General features: G+C 44.0%; 19 protein-coding genes and 1 pseudogene. 11 read left to right on the plus strand and 9 right to left on the minus strand.

The window, feature by feature from the left end; all coding sequences use genetic code 11:
- Window positions 1-134: 134 nt before the first annotated feature.
- Window positions 135-272, plus strand: a pseudogene (locus L8S15_RS04030) (thioredoxin-dependent thiol peroxidase); the annotation flags it as partial.
- Window positions 273-376: 104 nt separating this feature from the next.
- Here L8S15_RS04030 and L8S15_RS04035 read toward each other — a convergent pair.
- Window positions 377-1,453, minus strand: a complete 1,077-nt coding sequence (locus tag L8S15_RS04035; protein ID WP_010436584.1) for an AI-2E family transporter — start codon at window positions 1,451-1,453, stop codon at window positions 377-379.
- A complete protein-coding gene (locus tag L8S15_RS04040; RefSeq protein WP_010436581.1) occupies window positions 1,446-1,685 on the minus strand; it encodes a sulfurtransferase TusA family protein in 240 nt (79 codons plus the stop codon). Before L8S15_RS04040 ends, L8S15_RS04035 begins: the two co-directional genes overlap by 8 nt.
- A 178-nt stretch (window positions 1,686-1,863) precedes the next feature.
- Between L8S15_RS04040 and L8S15_RS04045 the strand changes: the two genes are divergently transcribed.
- From L8S15_RS04045 to L8S15_RS04060, 4 genes are all read left to right on the plus strand, one after another.
- On the plus strand, window positions 1,864-3,318 hold the full coding sequence (locus L8S15_RS04045; protein WP_016789590.1) for a M48 family metallopeptidase: 1,455 nt from the start codon (window positions 1,864-1,866) through the stop codon (window positions 3,316-3,318).
- 120 nt (window positions 3,319-3,438) lie between these two features.
- The gene (arsC, locus tag L8S15_RS04050) at window positions 3,439-3,789 is read left to right on the plus strand and encodes an arsenate reductase (glutaredoxin) (RefSeq protein ID WP_010436575.1); all 351 of its coding nucleotides are present in this window, start codon (window positions 3,439-3,441) and stop codon (window positions 3,787-3,789) included.
- A gap of 6 nt (window positions 3,790-3,795) precedes the next feature.
- Complete coding sequence (wrbA, locus tag L8S15_RS04055; RefSeq protein ID WP_010436572.1) at window positions 3,796-4,389, plus strand: NAD(P)H:quinone oxidoreductase; 594 nt, start codon at window positions 3,796-3,798, stop codon at window positions 4,387-4,389.
- Window positions 4,386-4,823, plus strand: coding sequence for a DUF2069 domain-containing protein (locus L8S15_RS04060; protein ID WP_016767573.1), 438 nt, complete (start codon window positions 4,386-4,388; stop codon window positions 4,821-4,823). Before wrbA ends, L8S15_RS04060 begins: the two co-directional genes overlap by 4 nt.
- A gap of 130 nt (window positions 4,824-4,953) precedes the next feature.
- Here L8S15_RS04060 and L8S15_RS04065 read toward each other — a convergent pair whose 3' ends face one another.
- Complete coding sequence (locus tag L8S15_RS04065) at window positions 4,954-6,219, minus strand: DUF2066 domain-containing protein (RefSeq protein WP_010436567.1); 1,266 nt, start codon at window positions 6,217-6,219, stop codon at window positions 4,954-4,956.
- A 277-nt stretch (window positions 6,220-6,496) separates the two neighbouring features.
- Between L8S15_RS04065 and L8S15_RS04070 the strand changes: the two genes are divergently transcribed.
- Entirely contained in the window at window positions 6,497-7,735 is a 1,239-nt protein-coding gene (locus tag L8S15_RS04070; RefSeq protein ID WP_010436565.1) for a uracil-xanthine permease family protein, read from the plus strand.
- Between the two features lie 141 nt (window positions 7,736-7,876).
- Here the strand turns inward: L8S15_RS04070 and upp are convergent, their stop codons facing one another.
- Window positions 7,877-8,503 (minus strand): uracil phosphoribosyltransferase, encoded by a 627-nt coding sequence (upp, locus tag L8S15_RS04075; protein WP_010436563.1) that lies wholly within the window; start codon window positions 8,501-8,503, stop codon window positions 7,877-7,879.
- Between the two features lie 169 nt (window positions 8,504-8,672).
- Between upp and purM the strand changes: the two genes are divergently transcribed.
- The gene (gene purM / locus L8S15_RS04080; protein WP_010436562.1) at window positions 8,673-9,713 is read left to right on the plus strand and encodes a phosphoribosylformylglycinamidine cyclo-ligase; all 1,041 of its coding nucleotides are present in this window, start codon (window positions 8,673-8,675) and stop codon (window positions 9,711-9,713) included.
- Between the two features lie 132 nt (window positions 9,714-9,845).
- On the plus strand, window positions 9,846-10,520 hold the full coding sequence (purN, locus tag L8S15_RS04085) for a phosphoribosylglycinamide formyltransferase (protein ID WP_010436560.1): 675 nt from the start codon (window positions 9,846-9,848) through the stop codon (window positions 10,518-10,520).
- 100 nt (window positions 10,521-10,620) lie between these two features.
- Here the strand turns inward: purN and L8S15_RS04090 are convergent, their stop codons facing one another.
- Both L8S15_RS04090 and lpcA read right to left on the minus strand, forming a co-directional pair.
- The gene (locus L8S15_RS04090; protein ID WP_010436557.1) at window positions 10,621-11,466 is read right to left on the minus strand and encodes a class II glutamine amidotransferase; all 846 of its coding nucleotides are present in this window, start codon (window positions 11,464-11,466) and stop codon (window positions 10,621-10,623) included.
- Between the two features lie 64 nt (window positions 11,467-11,530).
- Entirely contained in the window at window positions 11,531-12,106 is a 576-nt protein-coding gene (gene lpcA, locus L8S15_RS04095) for a D-sedoheptulose 7-phosphate isomerase (RefSeq protein WP_010436554.1), read from the minus strand.
- A gap of 328 nt (window positions 12,107-12,434) precedes the next feature.
- Here lpcA and fadE point away from each other — a divergent pair, with 328 nt between their 5' ends.
- Window positions 12,435-14,900, plus strand: a complete 2,466-nt coding sequence (gene fadE, locus L8S15_RS04100) for an acyl-CoA dehydrogenase FadE (RefSeq protein ID WP_010436551.1) — start codon at window positions 12,435-12,437, stop codon at window positions 14,898-14,900.
- Window positions 14,901-15,097: 197 nt separating this feature from the next.
- Here fadE and L8S15_RS04105 read toward each other — a convergent pair whose 3' ends face one another.
- A complete protein-coding gene (locus L8S15_RS04105) occupies window positions 15,098-16,345 on the minus strand; it encodes a TIGR03503 family protein (protein WP_016798189.1) in 1,248 nt (415 codons plus the stop codon).
- 9 nt (window positions 16,346-16,354) lie between these two features.
- On the minus strand, window positions 16,355-17,122 hold the full coding sequence (dnaQ, locus tag L8S15_RS04110) for a DNA polymerase III subunit epsilon (protein ID WP_010436546.1): 768 nt from the start codon (window positions 17,120-17,122) through the stop codon (window positions 16,355-16,357).
- A 56-nt stretch (window positions 17,123-17,178) separates the two neighbouring features.
- On the opposite strand from dnaQ, the gene rnhA reads away from it, so the two are divergent.
- Entirely contained in the window at window positions 17,179-17,643 is a 465-nt protein-coding gene (gene rnhA / locus L8S15_RS04115) for a ribonuclease HI (RefSeq protein WP_010436543.1), read from the plus strand.
- A 116-nt stretch (window positions 17,644-17,759) separates the two neighbouring features.
- Here rnhA and L8S15_RS04120 read toward each other — a convergent pair whose 3' ends face one another.
- On the minus strand, window positions 17,760-18,542 hold the full coding sequence (locus tag L8S15_RS04120) for a class I SAM-dependent methyltransferase (protein ID WP_010436540.1): 783 nt from the start codon (window positions 18,540-18,542) through the stop codon (window positions 17,760-17,762).
- Window positions 18,543-18,595: 53 nt separating this feature from the next.
- Here L8S15_RS04120 and gloB point away from each other — a divergent pair, with 53 nt between their 5' ends.
- Window positions 18,596-19,354, plus strand: a complete 759-nt coding sequence (gene gloB, locus L8S15_RS04125; RefSeq protein WP_010436538.1) for a hydroxyacylglutathione hydrolase — start codon at window positions 18,596-18,598, stop codon at window positions 19,352-19,354.
- The last annotated feature ends 2 nt before the right edge of the window (window positions 19,355-19,356 follow it).

A 19,356-nucleotide genomic window follows, 5' to 3' on the forward strand; every position in this document is an offset into this window, starting at 1 on the left:
TTGCGAAAAACTATGACAGATGCTGCAACTAGAGTGGGAAATGAGCATTAATTAACCTAACTCACTGTTAAAATTAGATATTGTCAACAATTGTCAAATTAGATGTCTTATAGTTTTTCCAAGGGTATATTAATATGGGCAAGGTTTATGATGGCCTACATCGTATTAGCTTCCTCATTGATGAAGAAGGTCAGATTGAACACGTCTTTAATAAGTTCAAAACTAAAACTCACCACGAAGTGGTTTTAGATTACTTCAATCAAGAAGCTTAAGGTCAATTTGAGTGCGTTAATTATTTAGGTTTCCCACTCAAATTAAACGAATGCAAAAAAGGCCGAACATCATAGATGTTCGGCCTTTTTCTATAATAAATCAGTTATTTTTGATGCTCAGGCTCATCCTCTAAAGCATGGCTTGGCAGAGCGTTCCAAACCGCTTTCACTAAGGTCGCCAGTGGTATGGCAAAGAATACCCCCCAGAAACCCCATAATCCGCCAAACACTAATACTGCAACAATGATCGCGACCGGGTGAAGGTTCACTGCTTCAGAGAACAGAACCGGAACCAACACGTTACCATCTAGCGCTTGAATGATGCCGTACGCAAGTAACAGCCAGTAGAACTGAGGTTCAAGCCCCCATTGGAACAAGCCAACAATTGCGACAGGAACGGTCACAGCAGCAGCGCCGATATATGGAATCAAAACCGAAAAACCGACTGCGACCGCTAGCAGTGCTGAATAACGTAAATCTAGAATTGCGAAGGTTACGTAACTGACACCACCGACAATTAGAATTTCTAACACTTTACCGCGAATGTAATTTGAGATTTGCTGGTTCATCTCTACCCAAACCTTAGTCGCTAGACGGCGGTTCTTAGGTAATACACCACTTGCCATGCTGATCATTTCTTCTTTATCCTTGAGCAAGAAGAAGATCAAAAGCGGTACAAGAATCAAGTAAACCGCAAGTGTCGCTAAACTCACAAGAGATGCTAAAGAACCTTTCACTACGCTTTCACCGAAACCTAGCGCTTTGTTCTTTGCGTTAGACATGATCGATTCAACAATCTGTAGGTTGGCTAATTCAGGGTAGCGTTCGGGAATCGTCGCAATGAACTTTTGCAAACTACCATACATGCTCGGAATATCATTAATAAGGTTGCCCACTTGCTCCCAAATCGTTGGTACTAAACCAAACAGTGCCAGCAGCATCAGGCTAAAGAACATCATGATCACCAACATCACCGATGGTGTTCTTGGCACACCAAGTCTTTGAAGTTGGGTAACGGGCCACTCAAGTAAGTAAGCCAAAACAATAGCAACCAATAATGGCGCAATGAGATGACCAAAGAAGTAGATCGTAATAAAGCCGAATAGAATGATGGCAACCAAACTGACAGCATGTGGATCAGAGAAACGTCGTTTATACCAACGATTGACCATTTCAAGCATCTGACTGCGATTCCTTTTTAGTGATGAGGAGATGGTGGTAATTAGAACAAACCTCTGTCATGACAACATAAGCTTGCTTAGACAAAAAAGTAACAATATCTTTCATCGAGCTGTTATCAGAAACATAAATTGACAATGATTGGCCTACTTCTAACTTTACACTGTGACGCTTGGCTAATAATAACGCCATTGGGCATCGCTCTTGGCGTAAATCTAGAATATTAGGTGTCATTCTTGGGCTCGATGCTTATTATAAGGGTCGTATTGTAATCTGTTTTTGAAAACGCGCCATCATTCATTCATCTTCCTTTATGATAGCGCACGTACTTGGCAAAGGTTAAATCAGATAAAGAACCAATTTGCATTGCACTTGTCTTACTGTCAGAAGAAACGGAGTATTACTGACTAATATGTTTAAACGCGCTCGTTCAATTGCTTGCTTATGCATCGCAGCTACATTAAGCACCCCAACGTTGGCAAACACCAACAGTTTGGAGCTTCCAGATATTGGCACCGCGGCTGGTGGCACACTCACTATCGATCAAGAACTAATTTATGGTGATGCCTACATGCGCATCATCAGAAGCAGTCAGCCTATCGTCAACGACCCGGTTCTAAATCAATATATTGATACTCTAGGCCACCGCCTTGTCGCGAACGCGAACGATGTAAAGACACCTTTTCAATTCTTTATGATCCGTGACCGCAACATTAACGCGTTCGCTTTCTTTGGTGGCTATGTAGCATTGCATTCAGGTCTGTTCCTGCATGCACAATCTGAAAGTGAGTTAGCTTCAGTATTAGCGCACGAAATCGCGCACGTTACTCAGCGTCACTTAGCACGTAGTATGGAAGATCAAGCTCGTCGTTCCCCAGCGACCATCGCAGCACTTGCGGCCTCGGTATTATTGGCAATTGCAGCTCCTGAAGCGGGTATTGCAGCTCTAACAGCAACGACTGCAGGCAACATGCAAAGCCAAATAAACTACACACGTAGTAATGAAAAAGAAGCGGACCGATTTGGCATCAACACACTTGCAAAAGCTGGGTTCGATGTAAACGCTATGCCGCGTTTCTTTGGCCGTTTAGCCGATGAATATCGCTATGCGAGTACACCACCACCAATGCTATTAACTCACCCATTGCCAGAAGATCGAATCACAGATTCACGAGCTCGTGCTCGTAGCTATCCACCACTAAAACTGGCGCCTTCGTTGGATTACCATCTAGCAAGAGCCCGCATTGTTGCACGCTACGCGGGTATCAATAATGATGCTGCTCTCGATTGGTTTGAACGTAAGCTGAAAAAAGCCCCGAAAGCGTTGGTTCCATCATTAGAATACGGCCAAGCACTGGTTTACCTTGATTCTAACAAATTAGATAAAGCAGCGCCGATTTTAACCAAGCTCATCAACAGCGATCCAACAAACCTATTTTATTTAGATGCGATTTCAGATCTGCATATCGAGCAAAAAAAGCCTGAAATTGCGATTAAAGAACTCAAGTCAGCACTGGTTCGTCAACCGAATAACTCAGTACTGACCATTAACTACGCCAATGCGCTAATTGAAAATGAAGAACTTCAAGAAGCCGTTCGCGTATTACAGCGTTACACGCATGACAACCCGAACGACACCAATGGCTGGCATCTGCTTTCAAAGGTAAACATTAACCTAGGTAACAGCGATGAAGACCTTGCCGCTCGTGCAGAGATTTTGGCATTGCAAGCTAACTGGAACAAAGCGATTCAGTACTATACGCAAGCAAGCCAAATCGCAGAACTCGGTAGCCTAAAACAAGCGCGTTACGATGCTCGAATTGACCAATTAATGATTCAGCGTGAACGTTTCTTATCGCTACAGTAAATCGCTCAACTCGCTGCAAGTAAACGCAAAACGAAAACGAAAGCTCAACGGATACAGTGAAGAAGCCACTCGAATGGCTTCTCCTGAAAATCAAACCAAAAATAATAATGAGGAAGAACCATGTCTGTCGTGATTTATCATAATCCACGTTGCTCAAAGAGCCGTCAAACTCTCGAACTGCTTGAAGCTAACGGTATACAACCAGAAGTTATCAAGTATCTAGACACGCCTTTAACTGTCGAGCAGCTGAAAGTACTTTTCACTCAACTGGGTTTTGACAGTGTTCGCGAAATGATGCGCACCAAAGAAACTGACTACAAACAAGCAAACTTGGCTGATACATCAGTGACTGATGAGGAGCTTTTCTCTGCAATGGCCAAGAATCCAAAACTGTTTGAGCGCCCTGTGGTTGTCGCGAACAACAAAGCAAAGATTGGTCGTCCACCAGAACAAGTATTAGAGATTTTGTAAGCCAATATGAGCATCAACATCCTTGTTCTCTACTACAGTCGCCACGGCAATACTCAAGCTCTAGCAAGACAGATTGCACGAGGGGTTGAATCCATCCCGAACTGCGAAGCCATGCTAAGAACGGTGAACGACGTGTACACAGTAGAAGAGCAGCCTGATTCGCGCTATCAACCAACAGATCCTATTGCGACCTTGCAAGATCTCCGTTCTTGCGATGGTTTAGCACTAGGTAGTCCAGTATGGTTTGGCAATATGGCTGGGCCAATGAAGCACTTTTGGGATAGCACAACATCACTATGGATCAATGGCGATCTTATAGACAAACCTGGTTGCGTATTTACCTCATCTTCATCACTGCATGGGGGTCAAGAGACGACACAGCAAAGCATGATGTTGCCTCTGCTTCATCATGGCATGTTATTAGTGGGTATCCCCTACTCAGAGCCAGTACTACACACCACTCAAACCGGCGGCACACCTTACGGTGCAAGCAGTACTGGAGAGAGCGCTTCTTTAAGCAAAGAAGAGATTGAGTTGGCGCAGAACCTAGGCAAACGCTTAGCACGTATCGCCATAAACCAGAAGGGAATTTCTCAATGATGTATATGCCAGAGAAGGCTATGTCTCCCAAAACCAAGTTATTTCGCTACCTTGCGCTAACGGGTAACTTGTCACTTTTATTCTGGGTAGTCGCTTGGCAGATGACACTTTCGCCGCACCCTCATCTAAGTAATATAACGCTTGCGATTGCTTGGGCTATACCACTGTTACTGCCATTACCAGGCATTCTAGCAGGCAAACCTTATACGCATGCTTGGGCGAATTTCGTCTTAATGCTCTACTTCCTACACGCATTAACTATTTTGTATATAGACGGTGGTGAGCGATTATTAGCGGCTGTAGAACTACTCCTGACTACCTTAGGGTTCGCGGGTAATATCTTATTTACTCGTTTTAGAGCAAAAGAGTTGGGCATCAAGCTCAAGCGTCTTTCTGAAGTAGAAAAGAAAGAGAAAGCTAAGTTCGAGCAATAACTTAGGTTCGGTTACCTTTAGCTAGTACAAGTAGAAAAAGCAACAATAAACAAACAAAAAGCCCTGCGAGATTTCTCTTGCAGGGCTTTTTCATGAATGCATTTCAATCCGCAATGTCAGTAGACCATTACTAGCGAACCCATTCGTATACTAGACTTGGCTTAGCATGTACTGGCGCAACAACTGTTAGCTCTTCCGAGCCAGACGTATTCGTTAGCTCAGCATCCGCTTTAGCTGATAACTTACTACCTTTGATGACTTGAACACTTGGGTCTGCTTCGTTAACCGTCGCTTCTGCGCCATCGTTCAGGGTCGTATCAGTAATAGCTGCTGAATCATCGCCTACAGACATGGCGTTGTCTTGCGTTTCAAATTCAGGGCTCACTTCAGGTTCAATGTAAGATTCTTCAACCTTTGCGACTTGGCGAATGCTTTCCACTTCTTGCTCAAACTCTTGTTGAGTCGACAATAAGTGAATTCGGAACGTCACTTCGTTGTTTTGAATCTTGAGAATATCTAAACTTGCAACTGAATTTAGACGCTTAAGTGCGTTCTCCAGTTGGAAGAAATCCTGCGCGTTATTCAAGCTAATAAACTGCGTTAATATTGATTCCGAAGATTCACTGGCTACGGTAACCGCACTTTTACCTGCGTAGTAGTTGCTGATTTGGTCGACTAGCTTCTTAGAAGTCGTAGCGCTGTTACCCGACACTGAACCGCTCACTGGCGATGTTGGTGCGCTCGTCAATTGACTCGGCTTTTGATCGTACAAAGTCCAACGTAAACCTGAAGATTGAGCCTTAATCACCAACACAGCATCAACAGGGTAACGCTGACTCGCTTTACTGATTGGCGTAACAAAGCTGCCCCACAAATCAGAAGTCGCAATACCTGTAATATCATCAAAGTCACCCACAGGTAGCGTTAGAGGCAAGCCGCGCTCTTTTGCGTTAGCTTGTAAACCTGCCGCTAATTGTGAGTTGGAGTGTTCCCACACAATATTTTTGTCGTAGTTGTCTTCTTCTACGAGCCAAACAAGAATGTTTGAACGAGTATCAGGCCAGTACGGTAACTGCGCTTGGGTCAATAGAGAACGGATTTGAGCACCGTTAAAACGCATGCGCAATGTTGATTGGTCATTGCTCTCGCCAAAACTCATTTGAGACATGTACTGCGAACTCTTACGCATCGCCTTTTGAATGGTTTCGTTCGATGCAACATCAGTTTGGCCAGTCGCACGTATCAATACCTGCTCCATACCGGTATTTCTTGCCACTTGTTCTGGCTGCTTGTTTTCAGCGTTAATCGCAACTTCAGCACTAAAAATATCTACTTGAGTTAATGCATAACTCGGAGAGGCTAATAGTGCCATTAACAAAAATGCTATGTAGCGCATACTGATCCTAATATTCAAATCTTGTGCCTAGATGATAAGCAACTATGGATTGGGGGGCAAGGTCGATAGCGCCCACTGTGTTTAATAACCACAAAATATCACCTGACCATGATAAATCGTTCACTTGTAAACTGTATTTCTTCTTATTTTGATAGCAACAAACATCACTAAGATAAATAAATTTGATCTATTTGGTATAGCAATCGATTGCTAAGTGATAGAATCCTGCGAATTTTATTTTCCACTTTTCATATAACGACCAATTTAAGGACTTCACATGAAAAATGCTTTGCAAGGTGCGCAAATGCTGTTTGTAGCTTTTGGTGCACTTGTATTAGTGCCGCTACTAACTGGGCTTGATCCTAACGTTGCACTCTTTGGCGCGGGTATCGGTACTCTTTTATTCCAACTGATTACACGCCGCTCAGTGCCAATCTTCTTAGCATCTTCTTTTGCATTCATCGCACCTATCATGTTTGGTATTCAAACTTGGGGCATTGGCGCAACAATGGGCGGCCTAATGGCTGCGGGTGTTGTGTATGTCTTAATGGGCGCATTGATTAAAGTTCGAGGTGTTGCTTTCATCCATAAACTACTTCCACCAGTCGTGGTTGGCCCTGTAATCATGGTGATCGGCTTAGGTCTTGCACCCGTTGCAGTAAACATGGCGTTAGGCAAAACCGGTGATGGTGCTGTGCAACTTATCGATGCTGATGCAGCATTATGGATCTCTTCTATTTCACTACTAGTGACGATTGTCATCAGTGTTTTCTCGAAAGGCTTCCTTAAACTACTGCCTATCTTTGGTGGTATTGTAGCGGGTTATGTAACGAGCTTAGTATACGGAGTCGTTGATTTTACCCCTGTCACTCAAGCAGCCTGGTTAGCACTACCTAACTTCACAGCACCAGAATTTAACATCAACGCTATCTTCTTTATGGTGTTTGTTGCTATCGCACCAGCCGTAGAGCACGTAGGGGACATGCTTGCTATCTCTAACGTAACCGGTAAAGACTACCTTAAAAAGCCAGGTTTACACCGTACTATCACAGGCGACGGCGTGGCTACAATCGCAGCTTCTATGCTGGGCGCTCCGCCAAACACAACCTACAGTGAAGTAACAGGTGCAGTAATGCTGACGAAAGCATTCAACCCAGTGATCATGACTTGGGCTGCTGTTACTGCTATCGTTCTTGCATTGGTTGGTAAGCTAGGCGCACTACTTCAAACGATTCCGGTTCCTGTAATGGGTGGCATCATGATTCTACTGTTTGGCTCTATCGCAACAGTGGGCCTTAACACACTCATCAAGAACAACGTTGACCTGCATAAATCACGTAACCTTGTGATTGTGGGTATTACTTTAGTCTTTGGTATTGGCGGTATGGCCTTTGGTATTGGTGACTTCAGCCTACAAGGCGTAAGCTTGTGCGGTATCGTGGCGATTCTACTTAACCTAGTACTTCCAGAAGAGCTAGGTGACAATACTGTGGTAGACAAAGCTCAAATCGATTAATCCATCGGTAGTGCTAGATTCAAAAGAATCACAAACCAACAAGATCAAAAAAGGGAGAGCGTCGAATGCTCTCCCTCTTTTATTAATACGGCTAATTCAGCGAGTTAAGAAACGGTTTGAGTCACTTAAGCTGAAACCGAATTACTTAGTACCGAAGATTTTATCACCAGCATCGCCAAGACCAGGAACAATGTAGCCCTTGTCGTTTAGCTTCTCATCGATTGCAGCTGTATAAAGCTCAACATCTGGGTGCGCTTTTTCTAGAGCCGCGATACCTTCAGGTGCAGCAACAAGGACAAGCACTTTAAAGACTTTACAGCCTTGCTCTTTTAGTAGATCAAGAGTTGCAATCATAGAACCGCCAGTCGCTAACATTGGATCAACAACTAGAGCAATACGCTCATCAATGTTAGATGCTAACTTGTTGAAGTACGGTACAGGTTCTAGTGTTTCTTCATCACGGTAGATACCAACTACACTAATACGAGCACTTGGCATGTGCTCAAGTACACCATCCATCATACCTAAACCAGCACGTAGGATTGGTACTACTGTTACTTTCTTACCCTTGATTTGGTCAACTTCTACTGGGCCATTCCAACCATTAATGGTTACTCGCTCAGTTTCGAAATCAGATGTCGCTTCATACGTTAGAAGGCTACCCACTTCTGTTGCTAGCTCGCGAAAACGCTTAGTGCTAATCTCACCTTCACGCATCAGGCCAATTTTATGTTTTACTAGCGGGTGTTTCACTTCAACAACTTTCATTTCCAACTCCGGCAATATTTAAACAAACCTGTAGATTATACACGAACTGTGTGGTTATTTCAGAATCTTTATTCTAATAAAAAAAACCGCGCAAACGTTTGCTCTTCGTAATCAAGCCCTGTTAGAATAGCGCCGTTTTCACATCCAACTTAAGTTCGAGGACTATCCCGTGAGTGGTAATACTTCTTCTCTAAGCTACAAAGACGCTGGTGTTGATATCGACGCAGGTAATGCACTAGTAGACCGTATTAAAGGTGCAGTTAAACGCACTCGTCGCCCTGAAGTGATGGGCGGTATTGGTGGCTTTGGCGCCCTATGTGAACTTCCAACGAAATACAAAGAGCCAGTACTGGTTTCAGGTACTGATGGTGTTGGTACTAAACTTCGCCTTGCTTTGGATCTGAAAAAACACGACACCATTGGTATCGACCTAGTGGCAATGTGTGTGAACGACCTAATCGTTCAAGGTGGTGAGCCGTTATTCTTCTTAGACTACTACGCAACAGGTAAGCTAGATGTAGATACAGCTGCAGACGTTGTTTCTGGTATTGCTGAAGGCTGTGTTCAAGCTGGTTGTGCACTAATCGGTGGTGAAACGGCTGAAATGCCAGGTATGTACGAAGGTGACGACTATGACGTAGCTGGCTTCTGTGTTGGTGTTGTAGAAAAAGCTGACATCATCGATGGCACTAAAGTAGCAGCAGGCGACGCACTTATTGCTGTTGGCTCAAGTGGTCCACACTCAAACGGTTATTCTCTAATTCGTAAAGTTCTAGAAGTTTCTGGTGCTGATAAGAGTGAAGAACTAGAAGGCCGCACAATCGGTGAGCACCTACTAGAACCAACTAAGATTTACATTAAGTCAGCGCTTAAGATGATTGCTGAGCATGACATTCATGCTATCTCGCACATCACAGGCGGTGGTTTTTGGGAAAATATCCCACGCGTACTTCCTGAAGGCACTAAAGCAGTGATTGATGGCAAGAGCTGGGAATGGCCTGCTATCTTCAATTGGCTACAAGAGAAAGGTAACGTGGAAACATTTGAAATGTACCGCACTTTCAACTGTGGTGTAGGCCTAGTTGTGGCTCTACCTAAAGATCAAGCTGAAGCAGCTGTTGAACTACTGAAAGCTGAAGGCGAAAACGCTTGGGTTATCGGTGAGATCGCAAACGCTGAAGCTGGTGAAGAGCAAGTAGAAATCAAATAAGTGATGTATTCACTTATTTAGTTAATCAATGAGGACCTAATGGTCCTCATTTTGCTATTTGGCCCGCAGAAAACCTTAGTTTATGTAGGTAAATTGTAAACAGTCCTGTTAACTAATCGTATGACCCACTCTATGAAAAATAATCACTCAAATAAAACCAGTCACTCTAAGAAAAACATCGTTGTTTTAGTTTCAGGAAGCGGAAGTAACTTACAGGCAATTTTAGATGCCTGCGATAACAATATGATTGATGCTTCTGTTAAAGCTGTGTTCTCAAACAAAGCAGAGGCTTTTGGGTTAGAGCGAGCAAAGGCCGCAGGTGTTAACGCACATTCTGTTAATCCAAAAAACTTTGGTTCACGCGAAGAGTTTGATCATGAATTGATGGTTCAAATCGATGCTTACCAACCCGATTTGATCGTGCTCGCGGGCTACATGCGTATTCTAAGTTCAGAGTTTGTTCGCCATTACGCAGGGAAAATGATCAACATCCACCCTTCTCTACTTCCTAAATACCCCGGCTTACACACCCATCAGCGCGCTATTGATGCGCAAGATAAAGAGCACGGTACAAGTGTTCACTTTGTAACAGAAGAACTCGATGGCGGACCTGTGATCTTACAAGCTAAGGTACCAGTTTTTGAAGACGATGATGCTGACATGTTAGCAAGCCGAGTCCTCACCCAAGAGCACTGTATTTATCCGATGGTCTGCAAATGGTTCGCTGAAGATCGTTTATTAATGGTAAACGGGCAAGCGATCTTAGACGGTATAGCATTGGGCAAGCACGGTTACGCAGAAGAGTAGTTCGTCAAAAACTAAATCAAATAAAAAGGCCGCTTACTGATCTTTTGGTTCAGTAAGCGGCCTCTCTTTTGTTCAGAGCAAATAATACTACCCGGAGGTTTTAGCTCAATGGCTCAGTCGGTGCTTGGCTCGCAACTTTTTTAGGTGCGTAAGCAACATCTTCTAACGCTTGATGGTTGTTACCTATCAGCTCACCAAAATGAAACAGCGCATATTCGCCAGGCTTCATTCTAAACCACTCCTCATTGCATGTAAGAGGTTGAGTTGCCACTACGGTAACTATATCGTTCGGCGTGGTCTCTTCTTGGAAGTTAATCTCAACGTCTTCATCAATTAAGCTCGCGTTGCCAAAAGGCGCGCGTCTTGTTATCCAGTACAAATGATTGGTACAGTACGTCATCACATACTCACCATCACTCAACAACATGTTGAAGACACCTTTATCTCGTAACTGGTCACAACACTCAGCAACAAAGCGAAACATGCCTTCCATGTCTTGAGGCGGTTCAGGAAAGCGATCCTCGAGCTGTTTTAATAACCAACAAAAAGAGAGCTCACTGTCCGTCTCACCTACCGGTCTGAAACGACCACTGATAAGATCATCGTAGTCTGTTAACTGACCATTGTGAGCAAAAGTCCAGTATCTTCCCCAAAGTTCGCGGGTAAAAGGATGAGTATTTTCAAGATTAACCCCACCACGGTTGGCTTGACGAATATGACTGACAACAGCCTGGCTTTTAATTGGGTAGTTTTGAACCAACTCTGCGATCTTAGATTCACAGCTAGGGTTAGGATCTTTAAAAGTACGAAAACCCTTTCCCTCATAAAAAGTGATACCCCATCCATCACGGTGTGGACCTGTGTTACCTCCACGCTGCATCAGACCAGTAAAACTAAAACAAATATCAGTTGGCACATTCGCGCTCATACCGAGCAATTCACACATGGTTTAATCTACTCCCTATTAAAACCAGCAGAGCCTAAGCTGTGCTTTAAATCTCTGTAAACGACTATTCCATTTCTTTTTCAACAAGTTGAATCACAATATGAATAATCTTAATGTGAACTTCTTGAATGCGATCTGCGTAACCAAAATGTGGAACTCGGATTTCGATGTCTGCACAACCTGCCATTTTACCGCCATCTTTACCTGTTAGGGCGATGGTTTTCATGCCTTTCGCTTGAGCAGCTTCAATCGCTTTTAAAATGTTGCCAGAGTTACCAGAAGTCGACAAACCAAACAGCACATCACCTTTACGGCCTACCGCTTCTACATAGCGAGAAAATACGTGGTCGTAACCAAAATCATTACTCACGCAAGATAAATGGCTAGGATCTGAAATCGCAATACCAGCATAACCTGGGCGGTTCTCACGGTATCGACCAGTAAGCTCTTCCGCGAAGTGCATGGCATCACAGTGTGAGCCACCGTTACCACAAGAAAGCACTTTGCCTTCTTGTTTGAATGAGTCGGCAATCAGTTTTGCAGCCGCTTCAATTTGAGCGATGTTGTGGTCATCACTCAAGAACTTGTTAAGAACGTCAGCAGCTTCGTTCAATTCACTTTTGATTAGGTCTTGGTACATAAGGCTTATCTCTTATATTTTGTTACGCAACTTAAAGTACGTGAAATGAGAGCTGAGGGTTTTTCCCTCTTTTAACTGAGTTTACCCACAAACATGAAATAGTGTCGACACTTAAGCCCAAAGATTGCCACCTTTATTAACCAGTCACTGTCGATCCGCCCAAATATTCACCACCAACCTCTCACAATTAGAATTTTAACTCTATTCAGATCGCTTTTTATCCAATTTAGAGTTTTACAAATATTTAATATTTTGTTTACACTTAACTGGTTAGACCTCTTACCTAAAACTTAATAACAATAAGTGATCTCTGAAAAGGAAATCGATCATGAACATATTGCTCTCCCTACTCGGCATGACCGTCATCTTAGGCGTCTGTCTTTACCATAGAGTTAGTCTGGTGCGTGCATTAGTTGTACTAACCTGCGCGATGATAGCACTCACACTGTTTGGCGGCGTCGCGATTACTGGCTGGCTTTGTTATCTATTAGCAGTAGCGATTTTTGCTGTACCGACTATTCGTCAAACCCTAGTAAGCCAAAAGGCGCTTTCTCTATTTAAGAAAGTTCTACCAGCAATGTCTCAGACAGAAAAAGAGGCTCTAGAAGCAGGCACTGTATGGTGGGAAGCAGAGCTATTCAAAGGCAAGCCTGAATGGAAAAAACTACAAAACATCGCCGATCCAAAACTCTCTGAAGCTGAACAAGCATTTTTAGATGGCCCGGTTAATGACGTGTGTGAAATGGTCAATGATTACCAAGTGACACATGAACTTGCTGATTTACCGTCAGAAGTATGGCAATACCTGAAGGACCATAAATTCTTCGCCATGATCATCAAGAAAAAATACGGCGGTTTAGAATTCTCAGCTTACGCTCAATCCTTGGTTCTACAAAAGCTAACCGGCGTGTCTAGTGTATTGTCATCAACCGTAGGCGTACCTAACTCATTAGGCCCCGGTGAACTATTGCAACACTACGGTACAGAAGCACAAAAAAACCACTACCTCCCACGTTTGGCAGAAGGTAAAGAGATCCCGTGTTTTGCCCTAACTAGCCCAGAAGCTGGTTCAGATGCCGGTTCAATCCCTGATTACGGCATTGTATGTAAAGGAGATTGGCAAGGCGAAGAAGTACTTGGAATGCGTTTAACATGGAACAAGCGTTATATCACTCTTGCTCCTGTCGCAACCGTTTTAGGGTTAGCCTTTAAACTACGTGACCCTGATGGTCTGCTTGGAGATAAACAAGATCTTGGTATTACTTGTGCGTTGATTCCAACGGATTTAAAAGGCGTTGAGATTGGCAACCGTCACTTTCCGCTTAACGTTCCGTTCCAAAATGGCCCAACGCAAGGCGACGACCTTTTTGTGCCTATCGACTTCATCATTGGTGGTCAGAAAATGGCAGGTCAAGGCTGGCGTATGCTGGTTGAGTGTTTGTCGGTTGGCCGTGGTATCACACTGCCTTCAAACTCGACAGGTGGCATTAAATCTGCGGCATTAGCTACAGGCGCTTACGCTCGCATTCGTCGTCAATTCAAGCAACCTATCGGCCGTATGGAAGGGGTTGAAGAACCACTGGCACGTCTAGCAGGAAACGCCTATGTAATGGATGCGGCAAGTAACCTAACCGTCGCAGGTATCGACCTTGGCGAAAAGCCTTCGGTTATCTCTGCAATCGTTAAGTATCATTGTACCCACCGTGGCCAACGAAGCATCATTGATGCGATGGATATCGTCGGCGGTAAGGGTATTTGTTTAGGTCCATCCAACTTCTTAGCACGTGGCTACCAAGGTTCGCCTATCGCCATAACAGTTGAAGGTGCAAACATCCTGACTCGTTCAATGATCATCTACGGCCAAGGGGCGATTCGTTGTCACCCTTACGTACTTAACGAAATGGAAGCCGCTTATTCTGAAAGCAGCGATGCGCTTGATAAGTTTGATTCAGCGTTAGCAGGGCACGTTAGCTTTACTATGAGCAACCTAGTCCGCAGCTTGTGGTTTGGTTTAACCGATGGTCGTGGTTCAGATGCACCAACACCATTAAATAAAACAGATAAACAGACACAGCGCTACTACCAACAGCTAAACCGCTACAGTGCCAACCTAGCGCTACTTTCTGACATCTCAATGGCCGTTTTAGGGGGGTCATTGAAACGCAGAGAACGCCTATCAGCAAGACTGGGGGATATCCTGAGCCAACTCTACTTAGGTTCAGCAACACTGAAACGCTTTGAAAGCGAAGGCAGCCACGCTGAAGATCTACCGCTAGTACATTGGGGTATGCAAGACAGCCTAAGACAGACAGAAATTGCTATTGATGATTTTTTAGCAAACTTCCCTAGCCCTGTGATTGGTCGTTTACTTCGCGTTGTATTGATGCCATTTGGCCGTATTCGTCGCGCACCAAACGACAAGCTGGATAGCCAAGTAGCGCATATTATTCAAACGCCGAGCGAAACACGTTCACGTATCGGCCGTGGTCAATACTTAGAAGCAACTGAACATAACCCAGTAGGTAAGATTGAGAAAGCACTCGAAGTGATTCTTCAAGCTGAGCCACTGTTCGATAAAGTTTGTAAAGAAACGCATCAAAAACGCGCTTTCTTACGACTAGACCTTGTCGCTCAATTAGGGCTTGAGAAAGGCATCTTAACGGAGAAAGAAGCTGCGTTGCTTGTCAGTGCAGAGGAACACAGACTGTATACAATTAACGTTGACGATTTCTCTCCAGAAAAGCTTGCTTCAAAATCACAGTACCCAGATCAATCAATTGAGAACGTTGCCTAGCATCGATAACCAAGACTAAACGAGACATTAAAATCGAACGGGTAGCTGAAGCAAACAAGCAATAAAAAACGGGACTCTTATGAGTCCCGTTTTTTTAATAACGACTATGATTCTTTACAATACCAACGCAAATCGGCCTTACACCAATGATTTATATGCCAATGCTCATACTTACAAAGACCATATAGCTTGTAAGCTTACTTAGGTGCCTTTAACTGCATTTCTGGTTGAGCCTTTTTCTTCACTTTCACCTTTCGAACAACAAACCAAACCAACAAACCCAATAGAATCGCGATCACATTGCCCACAGCTATAATGATCATACTACGTTGCCTGTCATCTTCTCGCTTCTGAAGTATCATTAATTCTGCTGCGATACGCTTTTGCTCCTCAAGCGCTTCTGCTTGAAGGCGTCGTGACTCCGCTAAATCGATATCTTCAACAACGCTGTACGATTGCTCAGTAATTGGGAAAATCAGCGGACGCTGGCTTGAAGCATCAGTGGCATAAACCATCCCCGACCAGTTATAAATACCCAGTTCATCAGCGTAAGGTACCTCTAGAGACACTTTCATTGCATCAACCATAGCTTGGCCTTGTCTGTACATAACAAACTCATCAGGAGCCTTGTGCTCAACATGAACCGCCAAAGAGCTGGGCGCGACCATGCCTTGCTCGCCGGACACAACGATAGTATGAGGTAAACCCTCTTTGCGAGACTGGATAAAAGTAGTGGTAATGGGGGTTGGATACACGAGTACTTCTTGTTCTTGCGCTCGCAAAAACACGCCATTGCCAGAGGTTATACGAGCTCGGTATTTACCCGGTTCAATATCAATAGGTAACGATACTGTGAATACGCCATCTCCGGCTTTTTCGTCTAAACCTGTACCGTCGTCGGCAAACTCTCCCATCACAACAGGGACCGGGCGCGCCTCTCTGACTAGAGAATCTTCATTTTCGACAAATTTAGTAAAGGTGACTTTAAGTTTCACGCGATCAAGGAAATCGCGCAGTACTAGAGGCTTACCATCTGAGGTCAAACGAGCGGTGAACTTGATGTGTTCGGTTTGATACAACTTATTTGGAAATTCGTTGGCATCCAAAACCAAATGAGACAATAGTTTAATGTTGTTCTTAGGTGAGACTTTACCTATCGCTTGCCAAGGGCCTGGCATTGGCTTATCAATAGAGACAATGTCCATAGATGATTCTTCGTACCAACGGACGTTATCAGCATTGCGCCAAGAGTAGTATTTCTTGCCATCAGGGCGAACCAAAACGACGGGTTTAGAGTTATCGGCTCGATAAATCACAAAGGTGACTTGTTCAATACTGGGATCAACGCGAAAACGGTTATCCAATAAACTCATTACGGATTCCGTTGCTGCATGTAAGCTAAAGCTTAACAGCAATAAGTAACCGGTAGCCAATACCCTTAACATACTTTCTCCCTACTGACGCCAAAGGCAGCTTCCGCTTTTCTCGACGAGGTCTAAACGATTTTGATGCGCTTCTACTTCATCGGCCGTAGCTCGTAAAACCTTTAGGGATTTTCGACCACTTTCTACTCTTCGTATACTTTCGGCTTCGCCTTCTTGTTGGCCAGCGTTAAATTGTAGCGAAGTTTGCCCACCCGTCATCAATAAGTAGACGTCGGCTAGGATCTCCGCATCGAGCAATGCGCCATGGAGAGTACGGTGCGAGTTATCAATACCGTAACGGTCACATAAGATATCTAGGTTGTTTCTTTTACCTGGGAATATCTTCTTCGCCATTGCCAAGGTATCGGTGACTTTGCAGTAGTCATCCGTTTTACCTATCGCTGGATTAAGCTTCTCAAACTCATAGTCCATAAAGCCCGTATCGAAGGGCGCATTATGAGCCACCAGCTCCGCACCTTTGATAAAGTCGAGAAACTCTTTATGTATATCTTGGTATTCAGGCTTATCAATCAAGAATTCATCGGTAATACCATGAACGCCAATCGCCTCTTCTTGAATCGCACGATCGGGCTTGATGTAGACGTGGAAATGACGCCCGGTCAACCTACGGTTGATGATCTCTACTGCACCAATTTCAACGATGCGGTGGCCCATATAGTGAGGACCACCTTCTGTATTCATACCTGTGGTTTCGGTATCGAGTACAACAATGCGCTTATTTTCGTTCGAACTGTTTTTTTCGTTCGTGCTTTGTTCTGGAGTGCTACTGGTATTCATAAGGATAACTGTGTCAGACTATGCCGATAATGTGCTTGAGGTAATAGTATCAAATCATGACGAAACAAGTTGAAATTTTCACTGATGGTTCTTGTTTAGGTAACCCTGGTCCGGGTGGCTATGGTATCGTACTTCGCTACAAAAAAGTCGAAAAGACACTAGCAGAAGGCTTCACGCTAACAACCAATAACCGTATGGAAATGCTCGCCGCTGTTGTTGCTCTCCAAACCCTCAAAGAGCCTTGCTCTGTGATTTTGACCACCGATAGCCAATACGTACGCCAAGGTATCACACAGTGGATTCACAACTGGAAAAAGCGAGATTGGAAAACAGCTGATAAGAAACCTGTTAAAAACGCCGATCTTTGGCAAAGGCTTGATAAAGAAACTGCTCGTCACACCGTTGATTGGCGCTGGGTAAAAGGACATGCGGGACACAGAGAAAACGAAATGTGTGATGACCTAGCGCGAACTGCGGCTGAGAATCCAACTCAAGAGGATACTGGTTATCAACCAAGCTAATTATCTTAGTTCAATTCGATGTAACATTTGAACCAAGATAGTTTCTCGAACTGATTGATAACTTATTAAAGAAATTGATAATTTCTTAGCCCAATGAATAGATGAAAAGCCGACCTCTAGTCGGCTTTTTCTGTATTTAGCGGGTATGAAGCTTTGGCTGAATCCATTGTACGACGCGTATTGGTTCTAAAGCTCGCTCCAACAGGAGAAAAACGTCGTTTAAGGTGCCAATGAGGCTTAATCGGTTTGAGCGGATAAGTACGCTTGCGAGCAACAATAAAGTATTGGCTTCCCGCAAAGGATGCACAACCGCCCAAGCTATTCTCTAACCACGTCCACATCGCCTGATATTTACTCATCGGAAACAGCGCGTAGGTATCACAGTGGATCACTTCATAATTTAGTACACCTAACCAGTCTTTAACTCGACTTGGCGTATACATGCGCCCACTCCAAGGTAAACTGTTTCTTCGCCAAGGTAGTAAACTCGCAAGCCCAGTAAGACTAAACGGATTAAAGCCTGTGATGATAATATAGCCATCGTCCATCATCACTCGGTCAACTTCTCTCAATAACCTATGTGGGTCATTGCTATAATCTAATTGATGACTGAGCACCACAACATCAAAACTTTTCTCTAAAAAGGGTAAATTATAGCCATCCGCTATCACATTATGTAATGGGTTCTGGATATCTAAGTTTACTTGATGTTGAATGTTGCATGTGCAGCTAGAAATCTCACTACTGAGGCCGCCGAGCTTGAGCATGTGGTAACCAAAAAGCTTTGGACACCACTCATCGAGTCGAGTTTGAATTGATTCTCTCAACCAGTCCCCATTGTGCAACTGTGCCCAAGTGTAAGGACGCTCAAACTTCTTTCTGCTACGCGCTGGCTTCATCAATAATCTATCTCACTTATTCTGTCTCACTAAAAGTGACTGGAGATCCAATAATGTTACATATCAAAAGCATACCTGCATTTAACGATAATTACATCTGGCTGATTGAAAATAGCGATCGCCGTTGTGCTGTCGTCGACCCTGGTGATGCGGCTCCAGTATTAGAGTACTTGGCACATCATGAGCTAACTTTAGATGCAATCTTGATTACACACCACCACCATGATCACATTGGTGGCGTTCCAGAATTAGTAAGGCAACACCCTGGCGTTGATGTAGTGGGCCCAAAAAACGAACCGATCCCAACGTTGACTCACCCTGTCGACGATGGTGACCAGTTAGAGCTGTTTGGCGAAGTCTTTCTAGTACTTGGGCTCAGTGGACACACCGCAGGTCACATCGGTTATGTCGGTGATGCTAAGTTATTTTGTGGCGATGTATTGTTCTCAGCGGGTTGTGGTCGAATCATGGAAGGCACACCACAACAAATGTTTGACGCGCTGAATAAGATCACGGCACTTCCTCAAGAAACGGAAGTCTATTGTGCACACGAGTACACAGCAGCTAATGTCGCTTTCGCACTTGCCGTTGAACCTGATAACCAACATTTGCAGCAATATCGAGACCAAGTAAACCGACTGCGCGCTCAGAATAAGTCGACCATCCCCACAAATTTGAGACAAGAGAAGTTTGTGAACCCTTTCTTACGTTACACAGAGCCAAGTGTAGTTAAATCAGTATCTAATCGTACCGAGCAGACCGATCCTTTATCAGTCTTTACCGCTTTACGTGCGTGGAAGAACGAATTTTAACA

The organism is Vibrio sp. S/42/10 (genome assembly GCF_029890535.1).
GTDB lineage: Bacteria > Pseudomonadota > Gammaproteobacteria > Enterobacterales > Vibrionaceae > Vibrio > Vibrio cyclitrophicus.